Origin of the sequence: Thioclava sp. IC9 (genome assembly GCF_002213225.1) — a bacterium.
GTDB lineage: Bacteria > Pseudomonadota > Alphaproteobacteria > Rhodobacterales > Rhodobacteraceae > Thioclava > Thioclava nitratireducens.
The window spans coordinates 84,686-109,548 of sequence record NZ_NBNX01000001.1 but is presented as its reverse complement, the minus strand read 5'-3'; the positions used below and the strand labels follow the sequence as shown (position 1 = coordinate 109,548).

The following is a 24,863-nucleotide window of genomic DNA, read 5'->3' as shown; positions in this document are numbered from 1 at the left end:
TCAGATCGCCTTCACTTCGGTGTCGGGCGAGAGGGATTTGAAGATCTGGCGCACGTTGATCTTGGTCGCGTCATCCTTGAAGCCGGTGTCCTTGAACACCACGCGCATCGGCTCGCGCTCGGCGAGTTTCTTGACCAGTGCTTCGTCGACGCCGTCATCGAAACAGGCCATGAGGGCGGTGCCCGCGACGCTGAAGACGGCCTTGCCATCAATGGTCTCACTGCTGATCGGCAGGGTCAGGTCGACGCCCCAATCGACCAGCACCTGGAAAAGCAAGTCTTCGGGCGTGCGGTCGGGCTTGATGTTGTCGACGCTGGCGAGGAGATCCTTCTGTGAGGTAGCGTCCGGCGTGTAGAAGACGTCGGCCATGTTGGAGCTATCGATTTTCAGGACGCGAAAGCCTACGTCTTTGTTCCAATTTGAAGCCAGCTCTTGAGACTCAACAATTCGACGGCCGGCGCGGCGAATTCGCTCCTTGGACAGCTCGCTGATCATTTCGGGGAATCCATTTTCCTTACAAAAGTCTGCAGCTGTCTTTTGGTTTGGATTGTCTTGACTAAGAGCCTCCTGAATTTGGACGCTAATCATCTGGCGGTTTGCCCCATCCCGTGCGTTTTGCGCCATGACAGCGTGGGCCGTTGTTGATGATCCTGAAAAGAAATCGAGTACGATGCCGCCCTCAGGCGCACCTTGCTCCACTAAGTACTGCATTAGCCGAACTGGCTTGGGAAAATCGAACACCCTGCGCGCGAAGAGCGCCTCAATGTCAGAGGTTCCATCCCTCGTATAGATTTCCTTTCCGATTATCGACGGGAACCCAGTTACATCAGATTTCAAGTCATCCAAAAAGGACTTTCGTCGAGGCCTGCCATCCTCACTTGCCGGCCAGAGAATTCTATCCTCCGATATCAGCTTACTCATCGTATTTTTGTCATATCGCCATCCCATGATTGGACAGCCATAATTTATCCCCGTCTCCGGGTTGACCAAATCGTAGTGAAGGTTTGGTCGTCTGTCGGCTGTTGCTATTCCAACCATATTAGCGCTCGCCCACGGGCCGCGCGGGTCATTGTCAGGGTTAGTATACTGCTCCGTTTTTCGTGCCTCACCACGGATCTTTTCGCCGTAACAAAGAACATACTCATGATCGATCGAAGCATTCGTAACGTTTCTGTTGTCTTTGTTTTGGCGGCTTTTCCACACGAAGCAAGCTATGAACTTTTCATTCCCAAATATCTCGTCAGCGATAGACCTTAGGTTCGCCAGCTCCCCATCATCAATACTAATAAAAATAACGCCGTCATCCGAGAGCAGATTTTTCGAGAGCTTTAGCCGCGCATACATCATGCTAAGCCAATCAGAGTGGAACCGGCCGTTGGATTGAGTGTTTGCTACAAGCTTGGTTCCTGAGCTGTCGCGCTGGTTCGATCGTTCGAAATAATCACTGATATTCTCCTCAAAATCATCGTCATAAACAAAATCATTTCCCGTATTATATGGAGGGTCGATATAGATCATCTTTACTTTGCCAAGATACGTCTCCTGCAAGATCTTCAAGGCTTCGAGGTTATCACCCTCGATGAACAAGTTTTGCGTGGTGTCGAAACCCACACTCTCTTCACGGTTGGGCCGCAACGTCTTGGCAATCGGCGCGTTTGCAGTGATCAGCGCCTCGCGTTTGCCGGGCCAGTTCAGGTGATAACGCTCCTGCGGCCCCTCAACGATGCTATCCGACAGCTCCTGCCGCAGCTGATCGAAATCCACCTTCAACGCCAGCTTGCCATCTTCGTCCCGCGCCTCGGTCACACACCCGGGGAACAGCGCCTGAATCTTCGCGATGTTGTCTTGCATCAGATCAGGGCTGTGCATTTTCAGCTTTTCGATCTCGTCGCTCATGCTCGTTCCTCCGCCCTTTTCACTCGGGCTTTTTCAAATGGTCAAAGGCCTTCTGCGCCTCTTGCAGCTGGCCGTGCAAGGTCATTTTGATGTTAAATTGCGTCTCGCGCTTCAGCCTGGATTTCAACTGGCTGATCTCGCGCTCCTTGGCCTTGATCGCCTCGAGCCGTTCCAGCCTCGCGTCGATGTCTTCTTCCGCGACCGGAGCAATCGGCATCAGGGCTGTCAGCAGCTGATCGTAGAGTCCGCCGAGGTTCAGCGACACCGGCAGGGCCGTGCGCTCCGTCTCTTCCGGCAACCACGCGCTGCGCAGATAGTCCCCAACCAGCACCCACTTGGTGCTGTCTGCCTCCGAAGGGCGTTTGCGAGCCGCGGCGACCTGTGTCTGACCATCCCGACGGAGTTCGAAGATCAGCGGGAACGGGATCGCACGATCTATCGCACGGAGGACGTCTTGATGCAGCTCTGTGGTCTTGAGCGTCAGGCGGATCACCTGGATCTCCGGCACCTGCTTGGTTGCAGGCAAACGGATCGTCTCAGGTGCCAGCTTGTAGGCCCAGATGATCTGGTCCAGCTCTTTGACGAAGCGGTCTTTCAGCGACGTGCTCGCGCCCACGACGTCGTAGATGCGGGACTTCGGCACCACGCGCTTCAGCTGAGCCTGGTCGGGATATCGGAATAGAGCAGTCAAAGCCGGTCTCTCACGACGATGAAGGCAATCAGCTCGAAGTCATCGATGCCCGCGATGGTGTGCGTCAGGGCCGAAGTGTGGCCACCTGCGAACAGGCTGTCGATGTCACGCTCTTCCTTCACCTCGATCATCGAGCGAATGGCGTCGCTTAGGAGCGCGGAGTACTTCTCCATACTCCGGCCATCCCTGGTCTCGGCGTTGAAGGCTTCGCACAGGTCCTTCACAGGAACGGGGTGTGATTTACAGCTGGTGCGTACGAGGTCGAGCAGACGTTTCACCTGGGTCTGGTCGACCACAACCTCCCCATCTTCCGAGATATAGACCAGATAATATGGGTGGAGCCGGTTCTGCTGGTTGACGTTCACCGTGTCGTGGATGTTGCGCAGGGCGAAGATGACCCCGGGAACGAGCCCGCGGTTAGCGTCGGAAGGTACCACGGCATGCAACCCGTTCGGCACTGTTGCGAGGTCGCCGTTCTCTTTGATGTAGTTGAGTAGGTCCATCCGGAAATCATTGAGCCCGAGATCCGTGATCGAGATCCCGGTCTTCACGTCTTCCAGCTCGATTACTTCGTTCTGGAGGCGCTGAAGCTGCTCCTTGCGGTATGCTGTCTCAGAGCTCTTGGCCGTCAGTACGTTGTCTTCCCCGGTGCCCGTCACATCGACAATGTGCATCCGGTTTTCAACGCGTTCCTTCAGGTTGATATACTCGTCCAGCGAAATGTCTGGCCAGTAGTTCGACAGCTGGATCGATGCGTTCGGGGAGCCGATGCGGTCGATCCGTCCGAACCGTTGAACGATGCGAACCGGGTTCCAGTGGATGTCGTAATTGACCAGGTAGTCGCAATCCTGAAGGTTTTGACCTTCGGAAATGCAGTCGGTTGCGATCAGGATGTCCAGTTCAACTGGCTCGTCCGGGAGGATCTTGTCCTTCTCTTTGGCGATCGGTGAGAACAGCGTTAGAACGGACTGAAAGTCGAATGGTTTTCCGAGGGTTGTTTTGGGATTACCTGTCCCGGTGACGATCCCAGTATGAACGCCTGCCGACTCTTCAAAATGGGGCGCCAGCTGAGCGTACAGATACTTCGCCGTATCGGCGAAAGCCGTGAATACTATGATCTTGCGGTTCCCGGGGTTGATCGGCTCGGCCATCTTTCCAGAGATCTCGTTGACCAAATGCTGCAGCTTCGCGTCGTCCTCCGGCTTGACCCGGTTCATTTCGGCGATCAAACCATCGATTATGGCCTGGTCAGCTGAAAGCTCTTGCTTCCAGGCTTTGACGTCCATGTCGGCGAGTGCGATCTTCACCGTTTTGCCGACTGAAAGACCTGAGAGATCATCATCCTCTTCGGCGAGATCGTCGTCGATTTCGAGATCTACAATGGATTCGGAGCCACCCGAAGCCTCAAAGCAAGCGATGGCCTTCAAGGTGCTCTCGATGTTGTTCGAAAGGGATCCGAGTGTCATGCGAAAGGCATGAACCGAGCTTTCAAGCCTCTTTAGTAGATTGGTTGTCATGAGGGCTTGCAAGCTTCGTTCACGGTCAGCTTGTCTGAGTGTGCCCTTTCCACCTTCAGTCCTGGTATCGTAGAGCTCTTCGTATTTCCTGACCCGGCTCGGATAGATATAGTTGACAGGCGCGTACACTGCCATTTTCAGATCCGTCAGTTGGCCATAAATTTCATTAAAGCCAATGATATCTTCGCGGGTCGTGATCGGGAGATGGTGCGACAAGGGCGGCAGGCGAGCCGGAAACTTTCCGATATCTGCAGTATCGTAAAAGGTCTCGATGTGTTTACGAGATCGGGCAATCGTTACGGCATCCAGAAGCTCAAAGAAGTCAAAGTCTAACTTTCGCAAGATGGTGGCGGCTGTCCGCTGCTCGGGGGGCAACTCTGACCAAGCATTGAATGCCGTCTGGGCTCGGCGAAAGATTTCCTCGACGCTTGTCTTCGTGCGAAGGTTTTTGCTCAAGTCGTCCGACTGCCCTTCGTAGGCCAAAGCGAGTTGGTTGCGCAGGTCGGTAAAGCGGTTGTTGACCGGCGTGGCGGACAACATCAGGACCTTAGTCTTGACCCCGGATCGGATCACCTTGTTCATCAAGCGCTGGTATCGGGTCTCACGATCCTTGTAGACATCATTATTTCGAAAGTTGTGAGATTCATCGATCACGACAAGGTCGTAGTTTCCCCAGTTTATCCGGTCGAGCCGCATGCCAAAAGACTCACCAGATGTTCGCGATAAGTCAGTATGGCAGAGGACGTCGTATCGGAAACGGTCCTTCGCAAATATGTTTGTAGTGAGGTTTGCGTTATAGTTCCGCCAATTGTCCGCAAGCTTTTTAGGGCACAGAACCAGGACATCTCGGTTCCGAAGCTCGTAATATTTCACCACCGCCAGAGCGGTGAACGTTTTGCCAAGCCCAACGCTGTCAGCGAGAATGCAACCATTATAGGTTTCCAGTTTGTTAATGATGCCTATCGCGGCATCTTTCTGGTAGTTGAAGAGCTTTTTCCAAACTAAGCTATCCTGATACCCTGTCTTGTCATTTGGCAAGACATCCTCGTCCACCTCCGACAGAAAGTCCGAAAACAAGTTGTAGAGGATTACAAAGTAAATTCTTTCGGGACTATTCTCCTGGTAGACTGACTCGATATGGTCTAAAACTTGCGCAGTCACATCACTTAGCTTATCGCCATCGGCCCACAATTGATCAAATAGGCTGAGGTAAGTCTTTGTGAACTGGGGCTCATCGATAGCTTGCGAAAGGCTCGAAAGAGCATCCCCAGTCTGGTAACCGAGATCCACTGCGGTGAAGCCGGAAAGAGGCGTGTAAGCTGTGTCGCTCGCCTCCTTTTCAACATGGGCAAACTGCTGCATTGGCGCACTTGTGGCGTTAGACCGGAACTGGGCCTTCCTTCGAATCCAGTTCGCACATTCTCGAGCAACCGCCCGCTGTGTCATTTTATTTCGGAGCTTTATTTCAAACTCGCCACCGGACACTGCCCCTTCCCTTACCTCACTCGGAATAAAAAACTGGCGACGCTCTTTTCTGATCTTGTCCACGGCGCCATTTGGGACAAACGTAGGAGATGTAAAGATGAAACGAAATTCTTCAATTTCCTCGAGTTGGTCTCGTAGAGCTTCGTATGCATAAATTGAAAAGTAAGCGGCGGCGACCGATAGACGATCGGCATCTTGGAGCGACGATTTTAGATCGTCGCCAAGCAAAGTCGTGACGTTATCCACGATCCGCACGCTACACCTCATGTTTTCCAAGTCTTTTCAGTTGCTCATAGCCTATAGTGTATGCAGGCGAGCGCAACGTCTCTATGGGGGCGGTGCTCTAAACAGCGTCGCAGGGCGCATCTTCTGAACCCTGACAGCCGTGAAGTCGAAGGAGCCTGCCTGCTCGCCGTCGAACTTTGCCATCTGCTACTCGAGATCGGGAAGCTGAAATATCGCAAGAGAAGGCGGCGCTCTCCCTGCAAGCATTTGATGTTTCCAGAAACTGGCCGTCAGGCTCCTGGGTCTGAGTATGAGTCCAGCTTCGGCACTCGGACTGCCGCACTCCAAGCCGGCATATGCCGACGAACAGCGAGGTCGGCCTCAAACCCGCCTGGGTTAATCCGGGAAAGTTCGACCAATCGTTCCATCGATACGACGACCTCTTCCGAGGGGCTCAATGTGATTTGGAATTCCCGCTCCCAACTTTCTTCTTCGTGCCCGAGCGAAGTAGCCAAGCTCTTCTTAGCAGAACCGAGAATGCTGGGCATGTCACCACGACGCCCAGGGTCGCTAAGGACGATATGGAGGGCACGAACGCTTGGCAAATCCGTGGACACCAGTCTGGCACGAAAAACACGCAAGCTGGGCCATCGACTTTCGCGTCGGGTCACGTCGCATCCGCCGAAGACTCCCGGTGCGCGACAAGTCCCAACGCAAGATCGCCGATAAGCTGGCAGAGAAAATCTATCAATCGGCTTGGCAGAACGAGCTACAGGCGGAAAAAAGGCCGAGGAAGACATCCTTCGTCAAAGCAGCCGAGCTATACGAAGCAGGCGGCGGGGAAGCCCGGTTTCTGCCTAAGCTAAAGCGCTTTTTTGGCCACGACACTTTCATCGAGGACATCGACGAAGTTCGCATCATGGAAGCTGCAGCGGCTCTATACCCCGAAGCGCGACCCGATACGATCCGACGTCAGGTTCGTGTCCCTATTCGTTCGATACAGAATTTCGCCGCCGGGAAGCGTCGACAGAAGTCCACCGATACGCGGAGAGTTCGATGGCTAAGCCCGGAAGAGGCGGAAAGGATGCTCCAGGTTGCCAGCGACCCTCACGCGATCGGTCTGCGTGATCCCCGACGCGAGACCCTGCGCAAGATCGCCTTCATGCTCGGCACCGGTGCGGGGCCCGGAGAGACGATGGCGCTCGATGGAAAAGGTTGGAACCCCGCCACACGGGAGTGGTGGCTGCCGGGCACTAAGACGACGTTTAGACCGCGCTTTGTCTTCTTGCCGCAGCGCGCGTTTGAGCTTGTCGGCGAGATACCGGCCAGCGGACCGGCCTTCCCTGCTCCGAATGGCTACCCCTACAAACTTCATGCAAACCGGGGAGCGCAGATGGCGGTCGCCTTCGGGAAGGTGCGCGATGCGGCCGGTTTAGGCACAGACGTCGTCCCCTACACGCTTCGCCATACTTGGGCGACCTGGTTTTACGCTCAAACCAAGGACTGGGCCGCTTTGCTCGATTATGGTGGGTGGGGGCGCTCAGACACCGCAAATCGTTACAGGAAGATCGCGCCAAAAGACCTGGCGAACCAGCTTCTTGCCTATGGTTGGGACTTTCGGCCCGAGGAAAGTGAGCCTGTTCGTTTCGGAGAGCTGGTATCGGTTCGGTTTCGCCCGGAAGAACCGGACTGATCTTCGTTTTGTCCTCTACAACCGCGTTAGGCTCAAATTCTTCATGAAGCGAAGCACATAATTGCTCCCCGCCTTGGCCGCCCGGGTTGTCGCGGGCAGCATGCCTGGGGATCGCTTTCTGAGCAGAGTGCGCGGTCTGCGTCTGGAGCGGCTCCCCGACCTCACCGGTAACGACGAGCGAGATGGACGACCTTTTCGCCTGGGCTTCACCCTTTCCCCCAGGACCAATGCGAACCATCTCATCAATGCAGCTATCAAAATCACCCTCAAGATGCGCCGGACGGCTGACAATTTTTTTCCTTGTGAAGGCCTCGGCCGGTCGCGCACGGGTTTCAGGGCGTGACGCGTCTTTACCAGCTCGCCACAGGGCCGCGCCAGAGCTGCTCCTCGTCGCGGCGATTAGGAAAACTTTTTTCTTCGTCCCGCGACCTGTTGGCCAATCTTCATACTGAGAGACGAAAAGCAGCCCTTCAGCTCAGGGCCAGACCAAGAAAGGCATCCAGACACGAGTGACCGGACAGGCTTGAAAGCTGCCACGACTGGCAGTCGCGCAACAAAAGGAGAACCACCATGCTGCGCACGCTCCCCAACCGGACCCTGTCCACTGAACCGCAACTTAGCGCCGTTCGCGCCCATTTCGCCGAGCACGGCACCGCCCTGTGCAACGCGGCGAAGCTTATCGACGGCGATGCTGGAACTGCTCGCGTTCTACGCATTATGTCCAGCCTGCGCGAAGCATCGCGTCTCGACCGGACGACTCGGCGTAAGCTCGTAGATCTTCATCGTCTCCTGTCGTTGGATCCCTTTATCGACGCATGCGAGCCCGATTTTTCGTATTGCGTCCTTCTCGACCCCGAAAGCCCTGAAGTAGAAGAGCTTTGCCTCCTCACCGACCAGCTGTTCGAGCTATTGGTCGAAATTGGGGAGCTCGATGAAGACCACGAGGCAGTCGCGCTCGCCCTCCCTGCAGAGGACGCAGCCTGACACGGTGCGCCGGCCATATGCAGGCTGCATGGCCGGCGCCATATGCCGAGGAATGAGCAAAAGATCCACTCCGAAAGCTTACTACAGCTTTGTCGGCACGGCTCGAGACCCAAGATGGAGCGTCCTGAAAATTTCTTTCTCGTCGCCCCAATGAACGATCGCCATTCCTTCCACGAGCAAGAAATCCGGCGCGAAACAGACGAAAGGACCAATTCGGTTTGAACAACTTCCCCTGATGCACCCGCAGTGAAGCCGAAGAATAGGCACCCACCACCGTTGCTGCTACGCATAAAGGAAGAAGATCATGGTCAACATCACCAACCTCGAAACTACAGAGGCCCGTCACGGGGCCGCATACACCGCAGAGCAACACCTTCGTCGTCACGGCGCGAGTCTCTGCGACCTGCTCGACGCACTCGAAGATAAGAGCGGGTTCGAATCTCTTTGCGACCTGCACAGCGCATTCGGACAGCCGGTCGCTGATCCTGATGCTGTCGAAAGGGCGCTACAGGGCATCCACCGAGCTCTTGCGGATCAGGCACCTTCTTCGCTCGAACGGATCACTCGAGAAAGAGGACTGCCCGCCAGCGACATGACGCGCTGGCATGGCGCACGCGTCAGTGAGATAATTGCCCAGTTTCGCCATGGGAGCTGAGGCCGAGGCGACCTGTGACACACTGGAGCGGGATATACGCGACGTAACGCTCTGGCTCATTGAAACGTACGGCGTTGCTCGTATCCACGTCTCGGCTGAACGGCACTTCACGCAAATCGACCGAGATCTCGCGGGCATCGCCGTTATGCTCCTATCCAGTCCTCCACCAGGGCTGATTGAAGCGGCGCACGAAGCATTTCTCGCGCTCGGCTACGTTTTCGAAAGTTGGGCTGCGGACATCTACGTCCATCAATCCAGCCGAGACACGCATTCGAAACACGACGCCATTCAGGCCTATGCGCGCGTCGAAAATGCGCTGCGCATCTGGCGATCGGCATAGAGAAATCAGATGAACCTCGCAAAAGGGCGGCAATAGCCGCCCTTTTTTACGACCTTCGTTCCTTGGCCCAAGGCCTAAAGGATTTTTCACAGATATGCGCGAAATCGCAATACATTCACAGTATGCAGAAGTATGCGTAATTATGACGATCGTGCGGGTTCAATCAGTGACCAGGCCAAGCGATTAAGTGTCCATCTTCAACCATATGCCGATGGAGCACACGATGAAAAAACCGAACCACGCCGCCAACATGAAGAACGCAAACAAAGGCACGCCTGGACAGAACCAGACCCATGCCAAGAATGAGGGCAATCGGGGCAAGCAATTGAACCCAAACCAGCGCCCATCCAATCCCAAAAAGGCATGAGAACGTTGGTGGGGTGCACTGCACCCCACCAACGATAGTAGAAAGAAGAGCAGAATGTCATCAAAGGGCCCAGAGTACGAGCAGACACAGAAGCTCGTGAACATCGCAATGAAGTCGGGAATGACTCAAGACGAGATCGCGAAGCTATGCCGCGTCGACCAATCGACGATTAGCAGGTGGAAAAGGAATGAACGCCGCGCCAGGCTGCACCAGGTTACTCCCCTGCTCCAGCGTTTTGGGGAAAGGATGGAGCGACCACCCTTCCAGCTATATCGGCGGACCAATACACCCGACTCGGGCACCTCTGTGTCGCAGTTCCTCAAGGTGGACGGCCGCCTCTTATTACGAGAAGCCTATGACAATACACAGGATCGAGAGCCACGCTCAATAGACCGAGCGATACGCGTTTCCGTTCAGGAAGTTTCACGCGGGCGCTTTGCGCTTGTCCTCGAAAGAGCCTCAGGCGCGATGCCGAAGAAGCGCGAAAAGAGCGGCGCGATCGATCTTCGCAGCAGGGATATGCCTTGGCACCTGCCGGAAACCGGAAACGCGTTTCTTCTAAACCAGGAAGAGCTTCTCTCTTGGATCATCAGCCTACCTGAGAGTATTGCACAACAATGGCAGGACAGTTTTTTCGGAATTGAGCGTCTCGGCCTCCTGACAACGCTCGCTTTGCTCAAGCATGGTTACAAGGTCGACGGGCTTCAAACCCTGACCGACGAAGTGAGCGGAGCCGATTCCGCTTGAGATTCCTACGAGGCGCGAGTAGCCATCCGGAACACCACTGATCGCCGAATTGGCTACTTATGGCGTCCACCCGGAGGGTTGAACGCGTCAGGGGCCGCTGCTGAAAGGCAACGCCGCGCGGCGGGCCGTTACGCTCCTGCGCCGCTGCGATCTCGAAGGACCGAACGGGAGGGGCAAGGCGCGTATCTAACAGGTCGCGCACTTCCTCCTCTCCAAGGGGTATGGGGTGGGAGCCTGCGGGACCTCGGGGGCACATGCCCTCGACGCCCCGCAGGCCATTTTCTTCGATTTGACATGACCGGGCACACGCGGCAACTAAGCGCCGGCTCCCCCCTCCCCTCTTTGCTTCTGTGTCCTGATATGTGTGCCATCAAACGGCGAGAGTGCGTGCAGTCTCGAAAGCATACAGCAATCAATGCCGAGAGCTTAATCCGCTCAGCGAGTCTCTGACTAAAAATGCCGTTATCGCTTCGGAGCGCTCAAAATCGCTTAGTCTGCGCACCCGCAGCACCTCATGTGCGGACATCCCGCGTTCGCGGAGCTCTGCATCCGAGATTTCCTCAGCTACGGCGCGGTAATAATCGCCGTAGCTGTCGAAATTTATTGTCCGGCTGTTCATTGCTCATACCTCCATCTACGGCACCAAGGTTAGTCTTTGAAAAGGCCTAAGAGTACCGGCCGAAAATTACGGATCTCCAAACAGCTAAATGGTAAGCCGAATAAATTCGTCATGATGGAAAAAACTCCCTCCATGCCGGATCTCCAGCAGACAAGGCGCGGGCTTCTGCACTGGCAGTTACTCCCAAATGAAGCATGGGTGCCTCCTTGTGATGGTTTCGTCCGGGCTACGTCCCGGGGGAAGGAAGGGAGAGCCGTTTCGCTGCCGATCGCCATGCGTAGCCCTCGCTTGGCGCCACCTGACACCAGTGACTGGTCAGAAATTGGATGGTCACGACTGTGGGACACCTCGCTCGTTTCGCCTATCACAAGCGAGATTGGCCGGAGTCGCTGGCAGCGAAACATTTTTCCGGTTAATCAGCAAAATATGTGCTTCGTTTTGGCGGGTCTTCTCAAGTGCCCACGGCTATGAGCGCATCTAAACCCGGGTGTCAGATACCGCCCCGATTAACACTGGGATGACACCAACGTGCACGAGGTGTTCAAAGACAACACCTTAGGCACGATGGTGTCAGAAGCCGAATAGCGTAGGTTTGCAGGTTCAATCCGCTTGCCCCGCTGCGGCACGAGCCACACCGCTTCGCTACGGCGCAACGCTGACTTGTGATGCGCTGAGCGAACAAATTGACTGCACACGGAAAATCTGCGTTCAACGGGCAAGGCAATTCGTCCTATTTCGAATGTCACTTCGGGCCGAAACCGACGAGTCAGGTGGTTCGGGCGGGAACTGGACTTTCGCCGCGGGGCCAAATTAACATTCATAGCTATGGGGAACGGACATTGGCCGAGCCCAAGCTTAGTTGTATCAAGGGTGGACTGGGCCAAGCTCTTCACTGACGCACGACCAATACATGAAAGGCGCTCGATTTGAAACATAAGACGATTGATTTAACTGCCGAAGTTAAGCGCGCCACATTACCGGACGGACTGCAAGGCTTCCTATTCCCCATGTATGAGGCAATTTCCAATGCCTTTCATTCAATAGAAGACAGGTGGGAACACGATTTGGAAGACAAAGGCCGATTGGACGTGACCTTTGACGATGAAGCGCGCGAAGTCACGATCAAAGACAACGGCAGTGGGTTCGATGAAGCAAACCTATCGGCATTCCTGACGCCGCTTACGGGAAACAAGTATGAGCGCGGCGGCAAGGGCTTTGGCCGCTTCATGGCATTCAAGGTCTATAGCCGGGTATTCTATTCATCAGGGCAAAAGCAACCCGACGGGACGCTGACGAAGGGCTGTTATCGTTACGATCCGTTCTCGAACGATGACAATCTAATTGTGGTAAAAGAGACAGACGGTGCCGGGGCGCACTCGCATGACTGCGGGGTAACGGTATCAATGCGCTCGCCAAAGGCGGATTTTGAAGACTATTTCGTTTTGGAAGGTAAAGACCGGAAGCACAATCACACCGCAGAAGATATTGTCTCTGCGGTATTGGATCACTTCCTTATCGAGTTCATTCAGAAAAAAGTGCCGAAGCACTTCGTTCTGACAATCCAGGGCGCGACGTTCAACCTTTACAAGTATTTCCACGAGTCTCTGGCGGTCGGCGGTAGTCGCAAAGAGGAAATGGTCATCGGAACTGAGACTGTTGAAATCACTTTCGACTATTTCAAAGTTGGTGAAGAACACGCCAAGAAGCACCGTTTGTATTTCTATGCGAACAACCGTGCGGCAAGTGATCTGGAAAGCATTTCGTCTGGCCTGAATTCGAATCCATTCACCGAAATGAAAGGTGAAGAAGAATTCCGATATTACTACTTAGTCGCTGTTTCGAGCGACTTCTTTAAGTCTTCTCAGTCGCGTGATCGGATCACAAACCTGCACGGTAAGATTGACCACAACAAAACCAAGAAGTCGATTAAGGACCACCTGATTGCGATAGCTAAAGCCCATATATTGGACCTTGAGCAAACGTATACGTCCGATCGGCGTTCAAAGATGAAGGAACACGTTGACCACCTGATTGCGATTGATCCGCTTCTAAGGCGCGGCTTGGGTGGAAAGACAAGCGAAGAGTTTGTCAAGAAACGTGGCATCACGGAAACCCGCGAACAATTGGCACAAGACTTGTTCGTCGAACGCTTTCGACAGAAATTCGATTTCACCAAACTGAGTGAAGAAACAAGTGTCGAGGATCTTGTGCGGCTCGTACGAGACAAGATACCGGAAGATGCCAAAGAAGCGTTGGCGGTATACGTTGCATATCGGAACAATGTGATCCAAGTGTTTCGCCAGTTGCTCAACAAAGATGATGACGGGTTGGCGACCGAAGATAAGGTGCACAAGCTGATTTATCCACGATACAGGGACAGTGAGCAAATCGACTATGCGTCTCACAATCTTTGGCTGATTGACGATGATTTGGCCTACGCACGCTACATTTCAAGTGACCGAACACCGGAAGGTAATGCGAGGCGCAAGGGAGAGTTTGCGCACGACTTGCTCATAAACAATGACGATGAGCTTATGATTGTAGAAATGAAGCGTCCCCAGAAAAAGGACTATGATGGCACCAAAGAGGCCGACACTAAGAACCCAGTAGACCAGTTGAAGAACCAAGTCTTGGACATCCGTGAGCGGGGCAAGGTCATAACTTCAGGCGGGCGCGAAATCTCTATTGATGATACATCCATGGTGCGTGGATACATATTGGCGGATTGGAACGATAAGCTTGAACGCTACTTGAAAACGGAAGACTTCATCCGCACCAATTTCGGGGGGCAGATGGCTTATCGTTACTACAGAGAGTTGAATCTCATTATTGAAGTGCTGGCGTTCGATAGGCTGATTGACCGAGCCAGCAACCGCAATGAGGCGTTCGTCAGCATGCTTGAGGGACGATCGAACTTTGACCGAAAGTCGAAGGGCGCACTATCGGCAGCGCAGTAGCCGTTCAATCGCACTGTAAAAAGGGCGACCACCGGTGGCCGCTCTCGATTGTCTTATGCCACTAAGGTATCTGCAAAGCATGATAGGCCGAAATACATATGAGCAGTTGATACCGCGGCTTGAACGCGAAGCGCTCGAGCAGGCATTGGGGATGGAAGCCGGATATGTTCTGGATTTCAGTGACCGCACCTTTAACGACTTCTTCTATGAGACGATTGCCATCGATCCGGAAGATCAGTCGCAGCTCTTTAGCGGGCGAGGAACATCGAAAGCGAAGAGATTGCGTGCGTTTATTGAACGTGCTCAGCCGACGTTAGTAGCAAAAATCCTGCGCGAACTCTGGGAGTATCGGGAGGCGATAGAGTTTGCACAAGATGCGGGAAATGAAGACAAACTTAAAGGATCGTATTTTTCTACGGTCGCACGGATCGAGGGGCGTACGGATGCAATTGATGCCTCTGCTATTGTGACTTTCGAGCCGAACGAGACACTGGAGGAATTGGTTGCTTCAATCCGTCGCGACCTGGATGCGAACAAACCCCAAGCGGCGCTTGACCGCCTTCATACCTACTGCATGAAGCGTTTTGCCTCTCTTGTCCGCAAGCATGGTGGCGAAGATTGCGGGAAGGACGATGCTCTTCATGCGCGGGTCGCAAAATACGTTAAAATCCTACGCGAACAAAAGAACCTTAATCCCATCTCGGAGCGCATTGTCAAAAGCTCCATCAGCGTCTTCGAGGCGCTGAATCCAATCCGCAACGATCAGTCGTTTGCGCATGACAATCCTGACCTCGTGCAGATGGAGGAAGCTCGGTTTGTCTTCGACAGCGTTACCGCGTTCTTGCGGTTCTCCAAGGCGATTGACGGGCGTTTTTTCGAGGATTGACTGAGGTTAGCCCCCGTCGGCAATGTCCGCTTTGCGGGGTGCAACTGCAGCAATCAGACTGAATGATAAACGGCCGCTCAGGGCCGCGCGCGTCGATTCGGCCGGACGGGTCTCAAGAAAGGCTGGCCGCACCACTGCATGTCTGGATCGAGCCAATTTTGGCTAATGCGGCGCCATGAACCAATTGCCGCCTTGCTGCTTGGAAGCTGGCATCTGTGTCCTGATCGCTCGTGAGAGGTCGCGTAAAGCTCTGGATATCATTCAGCCGCTTTGCATACCATCATCGAACGGTGGTTTGCAGAGGCGGCTATTTTTGCCAGAAAATCGCTGTCTCGCTTGACTCGAAGTGTTACAGATTGCTATACAACTGATGTGCAACGACGCACCTGACATCATTAAGCATCGCAGCTGAGCATTTGTTCTGTTGCGATTTTTTTGTGTCGCATCACATTTCAGATGTTCAGCCTGTAAGAAAAAACAGGGAGACCATCCGAAATGAAAAAACAACTCACGACCAGTATGATCGCAGTAGCCGCCGCGTTGTCGGCGCAGGCAGCGTTCGCCGAGATCAAAATCGGCGCGATCTTCGATCTAACCGGCAGCCTGAACATCTATGGCATTCAGCAGGACAACGCGCTCGACCTCGCCGTCGAGAGCATCAATGCCAGTGGCGGTGTGCTGGGCGAACAGATCGAGGTGGTTAGCTACGACTCCCAGTCGGAGCTGAGCAAGTATACGCAATACGCCAACACCTCGGTACTGCGTGACGGTATCTCGGCTATGTTCGCTGGCCTGACCAGCTCATCGCGCGAGGCGATCCGCCCGATTTTCCGAAAGGCCAACATTCCGTATTTCTATTCCTCCCTCTACGAAGGCGGCGCATGTGACCGTCAAACCTTCGTGACGGGTTCTTCCGCATCCCAGCAACTTCAGCCGCTGATCGAATGGGCCATCAAGGAATACGGCCCGAAAATTTACATCATGGCCCCCGACTACAATTTTGGCACGATCTCGGCGCACTGGATCAACGAATACGCCAAAGCGAGCGGTGGCGAGGTGGTGGGTGAAGACTTTCTTGCCTTGACTGTCACTGACTACGCTCCGACGATCCAGAAAATTCAGCAGGCCCGGCCCGATTTCGTAGTCGCCCTGCCAGTCGGTGCAAACCAGACTGGTTTTCTGGAGCAGTTCGCTGCGGCTGGTCTAAAGGATAGCATTGGGCTCGTTTCTTCAAATTACGGCTCGGGAAATCAGCAGGTCGTAGTCTCTCCGAAAGCTGGCGAAGGCCTTATCGCCAGCCAAGGCTATTTTATGCAAGTGGACAATCCGGCTAACGCCGAGTTCGTCAAGAAGTGGACTGCGAAATATGGTGATGACACACCCATTGTTTCGGAGGCAGTCGATGTCTGGAACGCGGTACACGTATGGGCTGCTGCCGTGAAGAAAGCCGGATCCGCCGAACCGGACCCTGTAATTGCTTCTCTGGAAAGCGGTATCACTTTCGAAGCTCCCAACGGCACCGTCAAGATGGAACCGGGTTCGCATCACCTGCGCCAGAATATCTACATCGCCCGGGGTGACGATAAACACGGCTTTGAAATTGTAAAAACATTCGAGGACGTTGCTCCGAGTTACGAAAACAAAGTGTGCGATCTGGTCGCCAATCCCGGCCTCGCTGAACATTTCACGCCTGAGATGAAATGACCTAAGGCGCGCTTCGGCCTGACCGCTGGGGCGCGCACACTTCAATGGAGCACACAATGGAACTCGATTTCCTGGCGACAGTGCTGCTGTCGTCTTTATCCAGCGCATCAATTCTGCTGATAGCGACGATCGGCCTTGCGGTCGTGTTCGGCCTCATGGGCGTCATCAATCTTGCACATGGTGAATTCCTCATGATTGGCGCCTATACTGCGCTGACCGCGACGCAGTCCGGCGTACCATACATACTCTCAATCCCGATTGCGGTAGCCGTCACGATGGCGATCGGAGCGGTTGTTGAGCGTCTAATAATCAACCGACTCTATGGTCGGTTGTTCGACACTATGCTGGCGACCTGGGGGCTGAGTATCGTATTTTATCAGCTTGCGGTCCTGATCTTTGGAACAGTAACGCCAGGGATCGGCATGCCACAGTTCAGCATTTCGATCGGTGATTACGGCCTGGCTGGGTATCCACTTCTGATGATCGGCGTGGCCGCCGCAATGCTGATTTTCGTCTATCTCCTGATGACGAAAACGGTCTACGGCATGAAGGCGCGCGCCTCTATCCAGGTACCGCAAATGGCGCAGGCCATTGGGATTGAGGCCTCCCGCACGAACATGCTGACTTTCTCAGTCGGGTGCGGTCTGGCGGGGTTTGCAGGCGCGGTTCTTCTCCCGATCGTGCCTGCAACACCCTCCATGGGTTTTGCTTTCGTCATCAAGGCTTTCCTCACGGTCGTCGTGGCTGGTCCGGTCACCCTGACGGGCACTGCGATCACCGCACTTGGCCTCGGGGGCGGGGCCTCCGTGACCGCGAGTTTCATGACATCCGTTGTCGGTGATGTCTTCTTCTTCCTGATCACCGCATTGCTGCTCTGGCTCTACCCAATGGGTATCTCGGCCAAGTGGCGTCGTAAGCTGTGAGGCCTGCCATGTCATTCTCCGAAAAACTCTACAAAAACGCGGGCCTCGTCTTTCCGGCTGTTGCGGTTGTGCTGACTCTCGTCTTTGCTGGACAGATCGACCCCTATCTGGCCTTCGTAGCGACATCCTGGGTGATCTTCGGTCTCTTGGGGCTAAGTCTCGATGTCGTTTGGGGGCGCGGCGGACTGCTGAGCCTCGGCCAGACCGCCTTCTATGGACTGGGTGGCTATTTCGGCAGTGTCGTTGCCATCAATCTCGCACCGGCAACCGGAAACACACTGATCTGGGCGCTTCCCGCTGGGGCTGCGTTTGGGGCGCTGGCTGCTGCGGCTCTCGGCTATATCATCTTCTTCGCGCGAATGGGACCGCTGCAAAGCACTATCCTCTCCTATACATTCACCCTTCTGCTCTGGTCCGTGACCCAGACGTTCAAGCTCAATGTTGGAGAGGCCTCCATCGGGGGCGATAATGGTCTGTCGAACATTCCAGGGATCATCCTCGGGTTTGGCGAAGGCGCGCAGTCTCTCGGACCGAACGCGGCTTTCGCGGCTGCGGTCGTCATCGCGGCGCTTCTCTATTTCTTCACCCGCTGGCTGATGCGTGGCACTTTCGGCCGAATCGTGGATTGCATCCGGATCGATGCTGAAAAGACAGAATTGCTGGGCTATGACGTCAGAAAATACCAGCTTCTGAACTTTGCCTATTCCGGTGCTCTGGCCGGACTCGCGGGAGCACTTTTCGGCCTATGGGCCAACTACCTCAACCCGTCGATCTTCTCGGTGCAGGAAGCTCTGCTGGTTCCAATCTACGTTCTGGTCGGTGGTCTCGGCACGCTGTCGGGCGCGTTCCTTGGTGCGTTGGCAATCGGCGGGCTATCATTTTTTCTCGGCGGCGGAGCGGTCGGTGGTCAGACAACTCTGATCCTGGGTGTTGTGCTCATCTTGCTCGTTCTTTTCCTACAAAACGGAATCCTTGGCGGAATGGGCAATCTTTGGCGTAAGGCACTTCCTGATCCCAATGAGGCCGCCCGGAACGCGGGCGCGGTCAAAATCGATGACGCGGTCTTGGGCGAGATTCTGGAAGATGCCGCCAAGGATGCGGGACCGGCGAAGACCATGGGCACTGACGAAGCTTTCAAGCAGTTCGGCGGTGTTATCCCGGTCAACAAGGTCACGCAGTCCTTCATGCCAGGCAAACCATATTCTCTAATCGGGCCAAATGGTGCGGGTAAAAGTTCGTTCCTGAAAACTTGCGTGGGCATGTACAAGCCCGAAAGCGGAACGGTCACGCTTGGCAATGACGACATCACAAAGGCACCGATTTTTCATCGTGTGCGCAAAGGGATGGGTGTCAAGAACCAGAAACCGCAGGTCTTCGGAGAGCTGACGGTTGCCGACAACCTTTGGACGGCCGCGTTCGCCCGAACGCACGATAGGGAGAAGGCCGAGGACGTCGCAGCCAAAATTCTTTCCATGCTCGGACTGCAAGGGCAGTCAGGCGTTCAGGCATCGGCTCTGTCGCATGGACAGCAACAGTGGCTGGACATTGGTATGGTCCTTTGCCTCGCCCCCCGCGTCGTCCTTCTCGATGAGCCCGCTGCGGGCATGACCAACGAGGAAACCCGCGAACTTTCATCGCTCGTCCGGACGCTGGCGAAGCACACAACGGTTGTCGTGGTCGAGCACGACATGGAATTCGTCCGGACGCTGGAGGGCCATGTGACGGTCCTTCACCAAGGCGACGTCTTTGCCGAAGGCGACATCGAGACGCTGCGCGCCGATGACCGCGTTCTCGACATCTACCTGGGGAGAAGTGAGCATGTTTAAGGTTGTGAACGCCACTGGCGGCTATGGCAAAACCACAATCATCCGCAACGTGTCGTTGGAAGTGAAAAGCGGGGAGGTCGTTGCCCTTCTCGGCCGCAACGGCGTAGGAAAATCCACGCTCATGAGGTTTGCGACGAACCTCATTCCTCCGATAGAAGGTCATGTCGAGATCGACGGCAAACCCGCACCGAACTCCCCTGCGAAGCGGGCTAAAATGGGGCTCGGCTACGTGCCGCAGGGTCGCTTCATCTTCCCCCGCATGACGGTGATCGAGAATATCGCCGTCGCCGCTGCATCGAACGGCCACGACCCGAAACAGACCGTTGACGAGGCTCTGTCGGATTTCCCTATGCTGCTACCCAAGGCACATGATCTGGCCGGAGGATTGTCGGGCGGTCAGCAACAGGTTCTGGCCCTTGCCAGGGCGCTGGCGATCATGCCGCACATCCTGCTGCTCGATGAACCGTCGGAAGGTGTTCAGCCCTCCATCATCGATGAAATGGCCGGCATTCTGAAGCGGATCAACCGGGACAGGGGCATCGCGATTCTCGTCGCCGAACAAAACCTCGATTTTTGCCTTTCCATCGCTGAGCGCGCTTATGTCATGGAAAAGGGTGAAATCCGGATGGAGACGGATCGGGACGCTCTGCTGGCGAACAAGGAACTTCAGCAAGAGCTGCTGGGGGTCTGAAATGGGCAAACCCGAACAACTGACCGAGGATCAACAAAGACGCATTAAGGCAACACTGGCGCGCATCCGCGGCGGATTGGCTGCGATGCCTCAACCACCCTCCACTGAACCCGCCCATATTTTTCACCCGGAGAGTTTCGATGTGCCCAGAACCTGAAACCGCCACATTGCAGGCCGACGCGCTCGCAAGCGGCTCGACGACATCCAGCGATCTGACCGAGAGGGCCTTGAAACGGGCTCAGGAAAGGGCTGACCTTAACGCTTTCGTTTCTCTGGACCTTAAGACTGTGCTGGATCAGGCCAAGTCATCGGACGCACGCCGGTCTGCGGGAAAAGCCCTCAGCCCTATCGATGGCATCCCTATCGCGATCAAGGACAATTACCTCACACGGGATTTTCCGACCACTGCCTGTTCCAGAGCTCTGCCGCGTGCTGCAAGCGGCGTCGATGCCACTATTGTAGCTAACTTGCGCGCCGCGGGGGCGATCATCTTCGGCAAGACAAACATGCACGAATGGGCTTTCGGGGCGACGAATACGACCTCGAGCATCGGGCCGACACGCAACCCTCACGATGCAAATCATATCACGGGCGGCAGCAGCGGCGGATCGGCAGCGGCCGTCGCCGCTGGGATTGTCAGTGCCGCCTTGGGAAGTGACACCGGCGGGTCGGTCCGCATTCCCTCAGGGGCCTGCGGAGTTTACGGTTTCAAGCCGACCTATGGCCGCGCATCACGACATGGCGTGCTGCCGCTCAGCTGGTCGCTGGATGCGCCCGGCCCGATTGCACGCAGTCTCGATGACATCGCGCTTCTGCTACCGTTTTTTTTGGGATCTGATCCAAATGACGCATCCACGACCCATGCCAAACCGTTCGAGGACCAACCGGCTCCTGCCGCCCCTCGAATCCTGAATCTGGTGGGGAAAGGACTGGAACGCTCGGACGAAGTCGAACTGGCAGTGCGGAAGGCTCTGGACGGCGCGGAGGCGTCTGTGGAGGATGCCGAAATACCAGCTATGCGGAGCTTTTTCGCTGCATGGGAGGCGATCCTACATGTGGAAGCGTCTTCGTATCATGAAAAGCTTTTGGCGGATGAGCCCGCCGCGTTCACGTCTGTCACCCGCGCCCATCTCGAAGCAGGCCGGCAGATCACAGCGACCGAAGCCATGCACGCCCAGAAACTGCGAGCGCGATTTATCGAGCTGCTGCTGAAAGACCTGGGCGACTGGGATGCTCTGGCGCTTCCAACCCTCCCTGTGCCTGCTCCGCGACATGGGCAAGACAGGCAAAGCTTCGGCGGGCGCGATGTGACCACTCAGGACAGCATGACCTGGTTCTGCTGGCCGGGAAACCTTGCCGGCCTGCCCTGCGTGAGCCTTCCGGTGGACACCTCCACAAATGGCCTGCCAATCAGTATGATGCTCATGGGACGCCCCGGAAAGGATGAGAGTCTTCTTAATATCGCACGCCAATTCGACAGGGGCAGGTAACGGCAAATGGTCGAACAGAAAATCAAGGTAGGCGTTCTGTTTTCACAGTCCGGCCCGATGAAAGTGACGGAAGAAGCCCTTCTGAAGGGAACCCTGCTGGCCATCGAGGAAATCAACGAAGGTGGTGGGATTGCGGGACGCCAGATCGAGCCAATCATTCTGGACCCGGAAGGCAACGATCAGCGCTACGCACAGCTCGCTACCGAACTGATCCTCAATCACGGCACGAATGTGATTTTCGGCTGCTGCCTCTCGGCCAGCCGAAAGCGGGTTCTGCCGGTTGTCGAACGCTTCAACGGACTGCTCTTCTATCCATCCGTCTATGAAGGTTTCGAGTATTCCCCAAATGTCATTTATGGGGGTGCAGTGCCCAATCAGCTCGTCCTTCCGCTGATGCAGCACATCTACGCCGAACATGGGAAACGCATCGCCCTGATCGGTACGGATACCCTCTATGCGCGGGAGATCAACCGCATCGTGGACGAGTTTGTCGCGGAAAGTGATGGTGAAATCGTCAGCGAAATCTACCTCCCTTTCGGAACCGACGCTAAGCTTGCGGCGGCCAAACTTCGGGAAACAGTGTCCAAGAAGCCGGACGTCATCCTGTCGACGGTCGTTGGCGAAGGAAGCGTCACGCTTTATTCCGCCTATGCGGAGTTGAGGGATCAGGAAAAGAAGGCTCCCATCGCCTCTCTGACGACGACCGAAGCCGAACTCGCGCAGATGCCTGAAGCCGCCCGTGCGGGGCATATCACAGTATCGCCTTACTTCAGCACTACCGATAGGGCGGCAAACAGCCGCTTTGTTACCGCGTTTCAGGACCGGTTTGGCACAGAACATTTGCCAAGCGTCTATGTCGAAACCACCTACGCTCTGGTTCATTTCTTCGCCGATGCCGTACGGGTTGCCGGTCAGTTTGACACGGACAGTCTATTGTCCGCCCTTTCCGGAGCCGTCTTCAAGGCGCCGGGCGGCGATCTGTCAGTCGATCTGGACACGAACCACTTCACGATGCGTCCTCAGGTCGGCAGATCGACCCGAACCGGAGAGTTCGACATCGTGTGGAGCAGCGCTCAAAGCATCCGTCCCGACCCCTATCTGGTGTCCTATGACAGGTCGATTGGTGAGTTGGAACGTACATGAGCATTTCAGGCACCAGCGACCAGAACCTTCTCAGGAGGCTACGCCGGAAGCGAGTTTTGGTCATTCATCCGGATGACGAGGATCGCCGGACTCTGCTGGCGCAGCTCCGAAGGATCGGGTGCCAAACAGAAAAGCTCGCATCCCCGCCCGACACGCTTCCCTCCGAAGTCGATGTCGTCCTTTTCCTGATTCTGCGCAACCAAGCCGACAACTCCGTCCAATGGATGGCCGAAGGTTCGGATATCACTCGAATTGCTATTATTTCCTATGAGACGCCGGAAATCCTGTCAGCCCTTGAACGTCTGCACGTTCATGCAGTTCTGTCGAAGCCCATCAGAATTTTCGGTGTTCTCGCCGCCTTAACCACTGCGATCAGCCTCTCTCAACACGAAGCCCGGCTCCAGCAACGGGTCCGGTCACTGGATGACACCCTGAAGGCCCGGAGACGTATCGAGAAGGCCGTCGTCATCCTTTCCACACGACACGAAATCACCGAAGAACAAGCCTATAAGCGTCTTCGCGATAAGGCGATGCGGGTCAACGCAACAATTGCAGATATTGCCGATGCTGTAATTGCCTCCGACGACGTGTAACGCATAAGCGCGGAAAATTGCGCCTTGTCTTACGTTAGCGCCAATGGGACGGTTTAGGATGATTTGATAAGAGAGGGTGTCTGGCACATCGTAATCGCCAAAGAGTGGAGATGAGACAAATACCGGGAACCAAACGGAGCTAAGGCAAGAAAATAATCGACGACCTCCGCCACAGTTGTCTCCTGCTGTCCTGCAGAAATATACTCTGGACCAGCGTTTCCACACAGCCTCGGCCATTTATGTAAGTTCACGGTCCAGGCTTGCATGTAGGTGGGCCCGGACCATTTCTCGAGGCAGCGTCGACGCCAGCGAAACTTGGCTCTGGCGGATAAGCGCATCGTAATAGGCCTCAGCTTGATATTCTTTCCGCGTTTGGAAAGAACGTTGTGCACAAAGCGAGAGGGCTGCTTCGACGCCTTCAGGACCCATTTGACCAAGAACAGTGTGCAAATGGGTCCGGGCAATGTGGCTTCCCATTCCGAAATGGACTGCCCACCGCCGTGACAGACTTTGAGCATTGCGTGGTTCGCCCGTACTTTTCGGAAAGACAGGGGCTTGGCGTCTTATTGCTTCAGCGCGAAGGCGTGGCAGAAAGGCTTCATGGCGACCCTGGAGCAAAACTGCTTCCAAAAAGGAGTTCAGGATCGGATGGAGAAACCCGTTAAAGTTGACAAGTGTTTTAGATAGCCGCGTGTCAATTCGGTAAACCCATTCGCCTTCTGGCTGGGCCACGAGCGAAATGTGCTTTCCCCAGAGAAGAACTGTGTCTTTATTTCGAAGCGGAACAAGCGACAAAAAGGTGAGAGCTGCCGCATCCACCAGCTTCGTATTTCTTACTGTTGCGTGAGACGCGCGCGATCCTTCAGATTTGAGGCAGTCTGCCAACATAAATATCTCACCTATGTCTGGCAGCCTCCGGAACTGATCCTCCTTTTTCTTACGTGCGAGCAATCTCTTGCTCCGGTGATACGCAGTGGCGGCCGATATCTTGCGACAGATATCCGCGTCCGCTCCGACAAAGAAAGCAAGTCGTCCGAGGAACCTGAACTGAATTTCGATCGAGCTTGAACGCAGGCCGCGCTCTTCAAGCGCTGCATGGTAAGCTTGGAGAGATTGGAGATTAAAGTCTTCTGGCGTTCCGCTCTCGCGGGCAGTGAAGACAAGCTGACGAGCGTAGTTCTGCATGTTCCGAACGCTCGACAAAGCGGCGCTTCGCCCCCTCACTTTCTGCCCTGCAGCAAGTCGTTCGAGCGTCTGCAGCCAATACGCTGGGAGTTCGAGCCTCGACACGGAGCAGCTCGCTTGAACGAAATTGTTCGTCTTCGAGCTACTGCTCCGCTTACTTGCGCGGTGCGCACGACACTTTGCTTGTCTCACGCGTTCCACAACGTGGGTCGCCGGATGTTCGAGTCCGTAGAGCGCGCGCAAAGC

Annotated in this window: 20 protein-coding genes; 16 read left to right on the top strand and 4 right to left on the bottom strand. The window is 55.2% G+C overall.

The features are described from left to right. From B6V76_RS00470 to B6V76_RS00460, 3 genes are read right to left on the bottom strand one after another with little or no spacing between them, the layout of a single operon-like run. Complete coding sequence (locus B6V76_RS00470) at positions 1-1,896, bottom strand: site-specific DNA-methyltransferase (protein ID WP_206184169.1); 1,896 nt, start codon at positions 1,894-1,896, stop codon at positions 1-3. Positions 1,897-1,915: 19 nt separating this feature from the next. Next, positions 1,916-2,587 (bottom strand): DUF4391 domain-containing protein, encoded by a 672-nt coding sequence (locus tag B6V76_RS00465; RefSeq protein WP_088726389.1) that lies wholly within the window; start codon positions 2,585-2,587, stop codon positions 1,916-1,918. After that, entirely contained in the window at positions 2,584-5,844 is a 3,261-nt protein-coding gene (locus B6V76_RS00460; RefSeq protein ID WP_088726877.1) for an SNF2-related protein, read from the bottom strand. Before B6V76_RS00460 ends, B6V76_RS00465 begins: the two co-directional genes overlap by 4 nt. 664 nt (positions 5,845-6,508) lie before the next feature. On the opposite strand from B6V76_RS00460, the gene B6V76_RS00455 reads away from it, so the two are divergent. From B6V76_RS00455 to B6V76_RS00385, 16 genes are all read left to right on the top strand, one after another. Beyond that, complete coding sequence (locus B6V76_RS00455; RefSeq protein WP_088726388.1) at positions 6,509-7,507, top strand: tyrosine-type recombinase/integrase; 999 nt, start codon at positions 6,509-6,511, stop codon at positions 7,505-7,507. Between the two features lie 570 nt (positions 7,508-8,077). Then, positions 8,078-8,491: a hypothetical protein gene (locus B6V76_RS00450; RefSeq protein WP_088726387.1), complete on the top strand. Its 414-nt coding sequence runs from the start codon at positions 8,078-8,080 to the stop codon at positions 8,489-8,491. 304 nt (positions 8,492-8,795) lie between these two features. Then, on the top strand, positions 8,796-9,146 hold the full coding sequence (locus tag B6V76_RS00445; protein ID WP_088726386.1) for a hypothetical protein: 351 nt from the start codon (positions 8,796-8,798) through the stop codon (positions 9,144-9,146). Further along, positions 9,121-9,486 carry a hypothetical protein gene (locus B6V76_RS00440; RefSeq protein WP_141104859.1) on the top strand — a complete coding sequence of 122 codons (366 nt, stop codon included), beginning with the start codon at positions 9,121-9,123 and terminating at the stop codon, positions 9,484-9,486. Before B6V76_RS00445 ends, B6V76_RS00440 begins: the two co-directional genes overlap by 26 nt. Positions 9,487-9,709: 223 nt before the next feature. Next, positions 9,710-9,853 carry a hypothetical protein gene (locus tag B6V76_RS00435; protein ID WP_166504502.1) on the top strand — a complete coding sequence of 48 codons (144 nt, stop codon included), beginning with the start codon at positions 9,710-9,712 and terminating at the stop codon, positions 9,851-9,853. A gap of 120 nt (positions 9,854-9,973) precedes the next feature. Beyond that, a complete protein-coding gene (locus tag B6V76_RS00430; protein WP_166504506.1) occupies positions 9,974-10,600 on the top strand; it encodes a helix-turn-helix transcriptional regulator in 627 nt (208 codons plus the stop codon). A 1,545-nt stretch (positions 10,601-12,145) separates the two neighbouring features. Beyond that, complete coding sequence (locus B6V76_RS00425; RefSeq protein ID WP_240497776.1) at positions 12,146-14,176, top strand: ATP-binding protein; 2,031 nt, start codon at positions 12,146-12,148, stop codon at positions 14,174-14,176. A 34-nt stretch (positions 14,177-14,210) separates the two neighbouring features. After that, positions 14,211-15,062 (top strand): abortive infection family protein, encoded by an 852-nt coding sequence (locus tag B6V76_RS00420; RefSeq protein WP_240497775.1) that lies wholly within the window; start codon positions 14,211-14,213, stop codon positions 15,060-15,062. Positions 15,063-15,557: 495 nt separating this feature from the next. Beyond that, positions 15,558-16,766 carry an ABC transporter substrate-binding protein gene (locus B6V76_RS00415; protein WP_088726382.1) on the top strand — a complete coding sequence of 403 codons (1,209 nt, stop codon included), beginning with the start codon at positions 15,558-15,560 and terminating at the stop codon, positions 16,764-16,766. A 56-nt stretch (positions 16,767-16,822) separates the two neighbouring features. Continuing rightward, on the top strand, positions 16,823-17,689 hold the full coding sequence (locus B6V76_RS00410) for a branched-chain amino acid ABC transporter permease (protein ID WP_088726381.1): 867 nt from the start codon (positions 16,823-16,825) through the stop codon (positions 17,687-17,689). Between the two features lie 8 nt (positions 17,690-17,697). After that, positions 17,698-19,515: an ATP-binding cassette domain-containing protein gene (locus tag B6V76_RS00405; RefSeq protein ID WP_088726380.1), complete on the top strand. Its 1,818-nt coding sequence runs from the start codon at positions 17,698-17,700 to the stop codon at positions 19,513-19,515. Further along, positions 19,508-20,206 (top strand): ABC transporter ATP-binding protein, encoded by a 699-nt coding sequence (locus B6V76_RS00400; protein ID WP_088726379.1) that lies wholly within the window; start codon positions 19,508-19,510, stop codon positions 20,204-20,206. The genes B6V76_RS00405 and B6V76_RS00400 overlap by 8 nt, the downstream gene beginning before the upstream one ends. A 1-nt stretch (position 20,207) precedes the next feature. Then, positions 20,208-20,363, top strand: a complete 156-nt coding sequence (locus tag B6V76_RS19795) for a hypothetical protein (protein ID WP_166504505.1) — start codon at positions 20,208-20,210, stop codon at positions 20,361-20,363. After that, entirely contained in the window at positions 20,347-21,696 is a 1,350-nt protein-coding gene (locus B6V76_RS00395; RefSeq protein ID WP_088726378.1) for an amidase, read from the top strand. Before B6V76_RS19795 ends, B6V76_RS00395 begins: the two co-directional genes overlap by 17 nt. A gap of 6 nt (positions 21,697-21,702) precedes the next feature. Next, complete coding sequence (locus tag B6V76_RS00390; RefSeq protein WP_088726377.1) at positions 21,703-22,839, top strand: transporter substrate-binding domain-containing protein; 1,137 nt, start codon at positions 21,703-21,705, stop codon at positions 22,837-22,839. Further along, on the top strand, positions 22,836-23,432 hold the full coding sequence (locus tag B6V76_RS00385) for an ANTAR domain-containing protein (RefSeq protein WP_088726376.1): 597 nt from the start codon (positions 22,836-22,838) through the stop codon (positions 23,430-23,432). Before B6V76_RS00390 ends, B6V76_RS00385 begins: the two co-directional genes overlap by 4 nt. A 237-nt stretch (positions 23,433-23,669) precedes the next feature. Here the strand turns inward: B6V76_RS00385 and B6V76_RS19585 are convergent, their stop codons facing one another. Next, the gene (locus B6V76_RS19585; RefSeq protein WP_141104857.1) at positions 23,670-24,617 is read right to left on the bottom strand and encodes a hypothetical protein; all 948 of its coding nucleotides are present in this window, start codon (positions 24,615-24,617) and stop codon (positions 23,670-23,672) included. Positions 24,618-24,863: the final 246 nt, after the last annotated feature.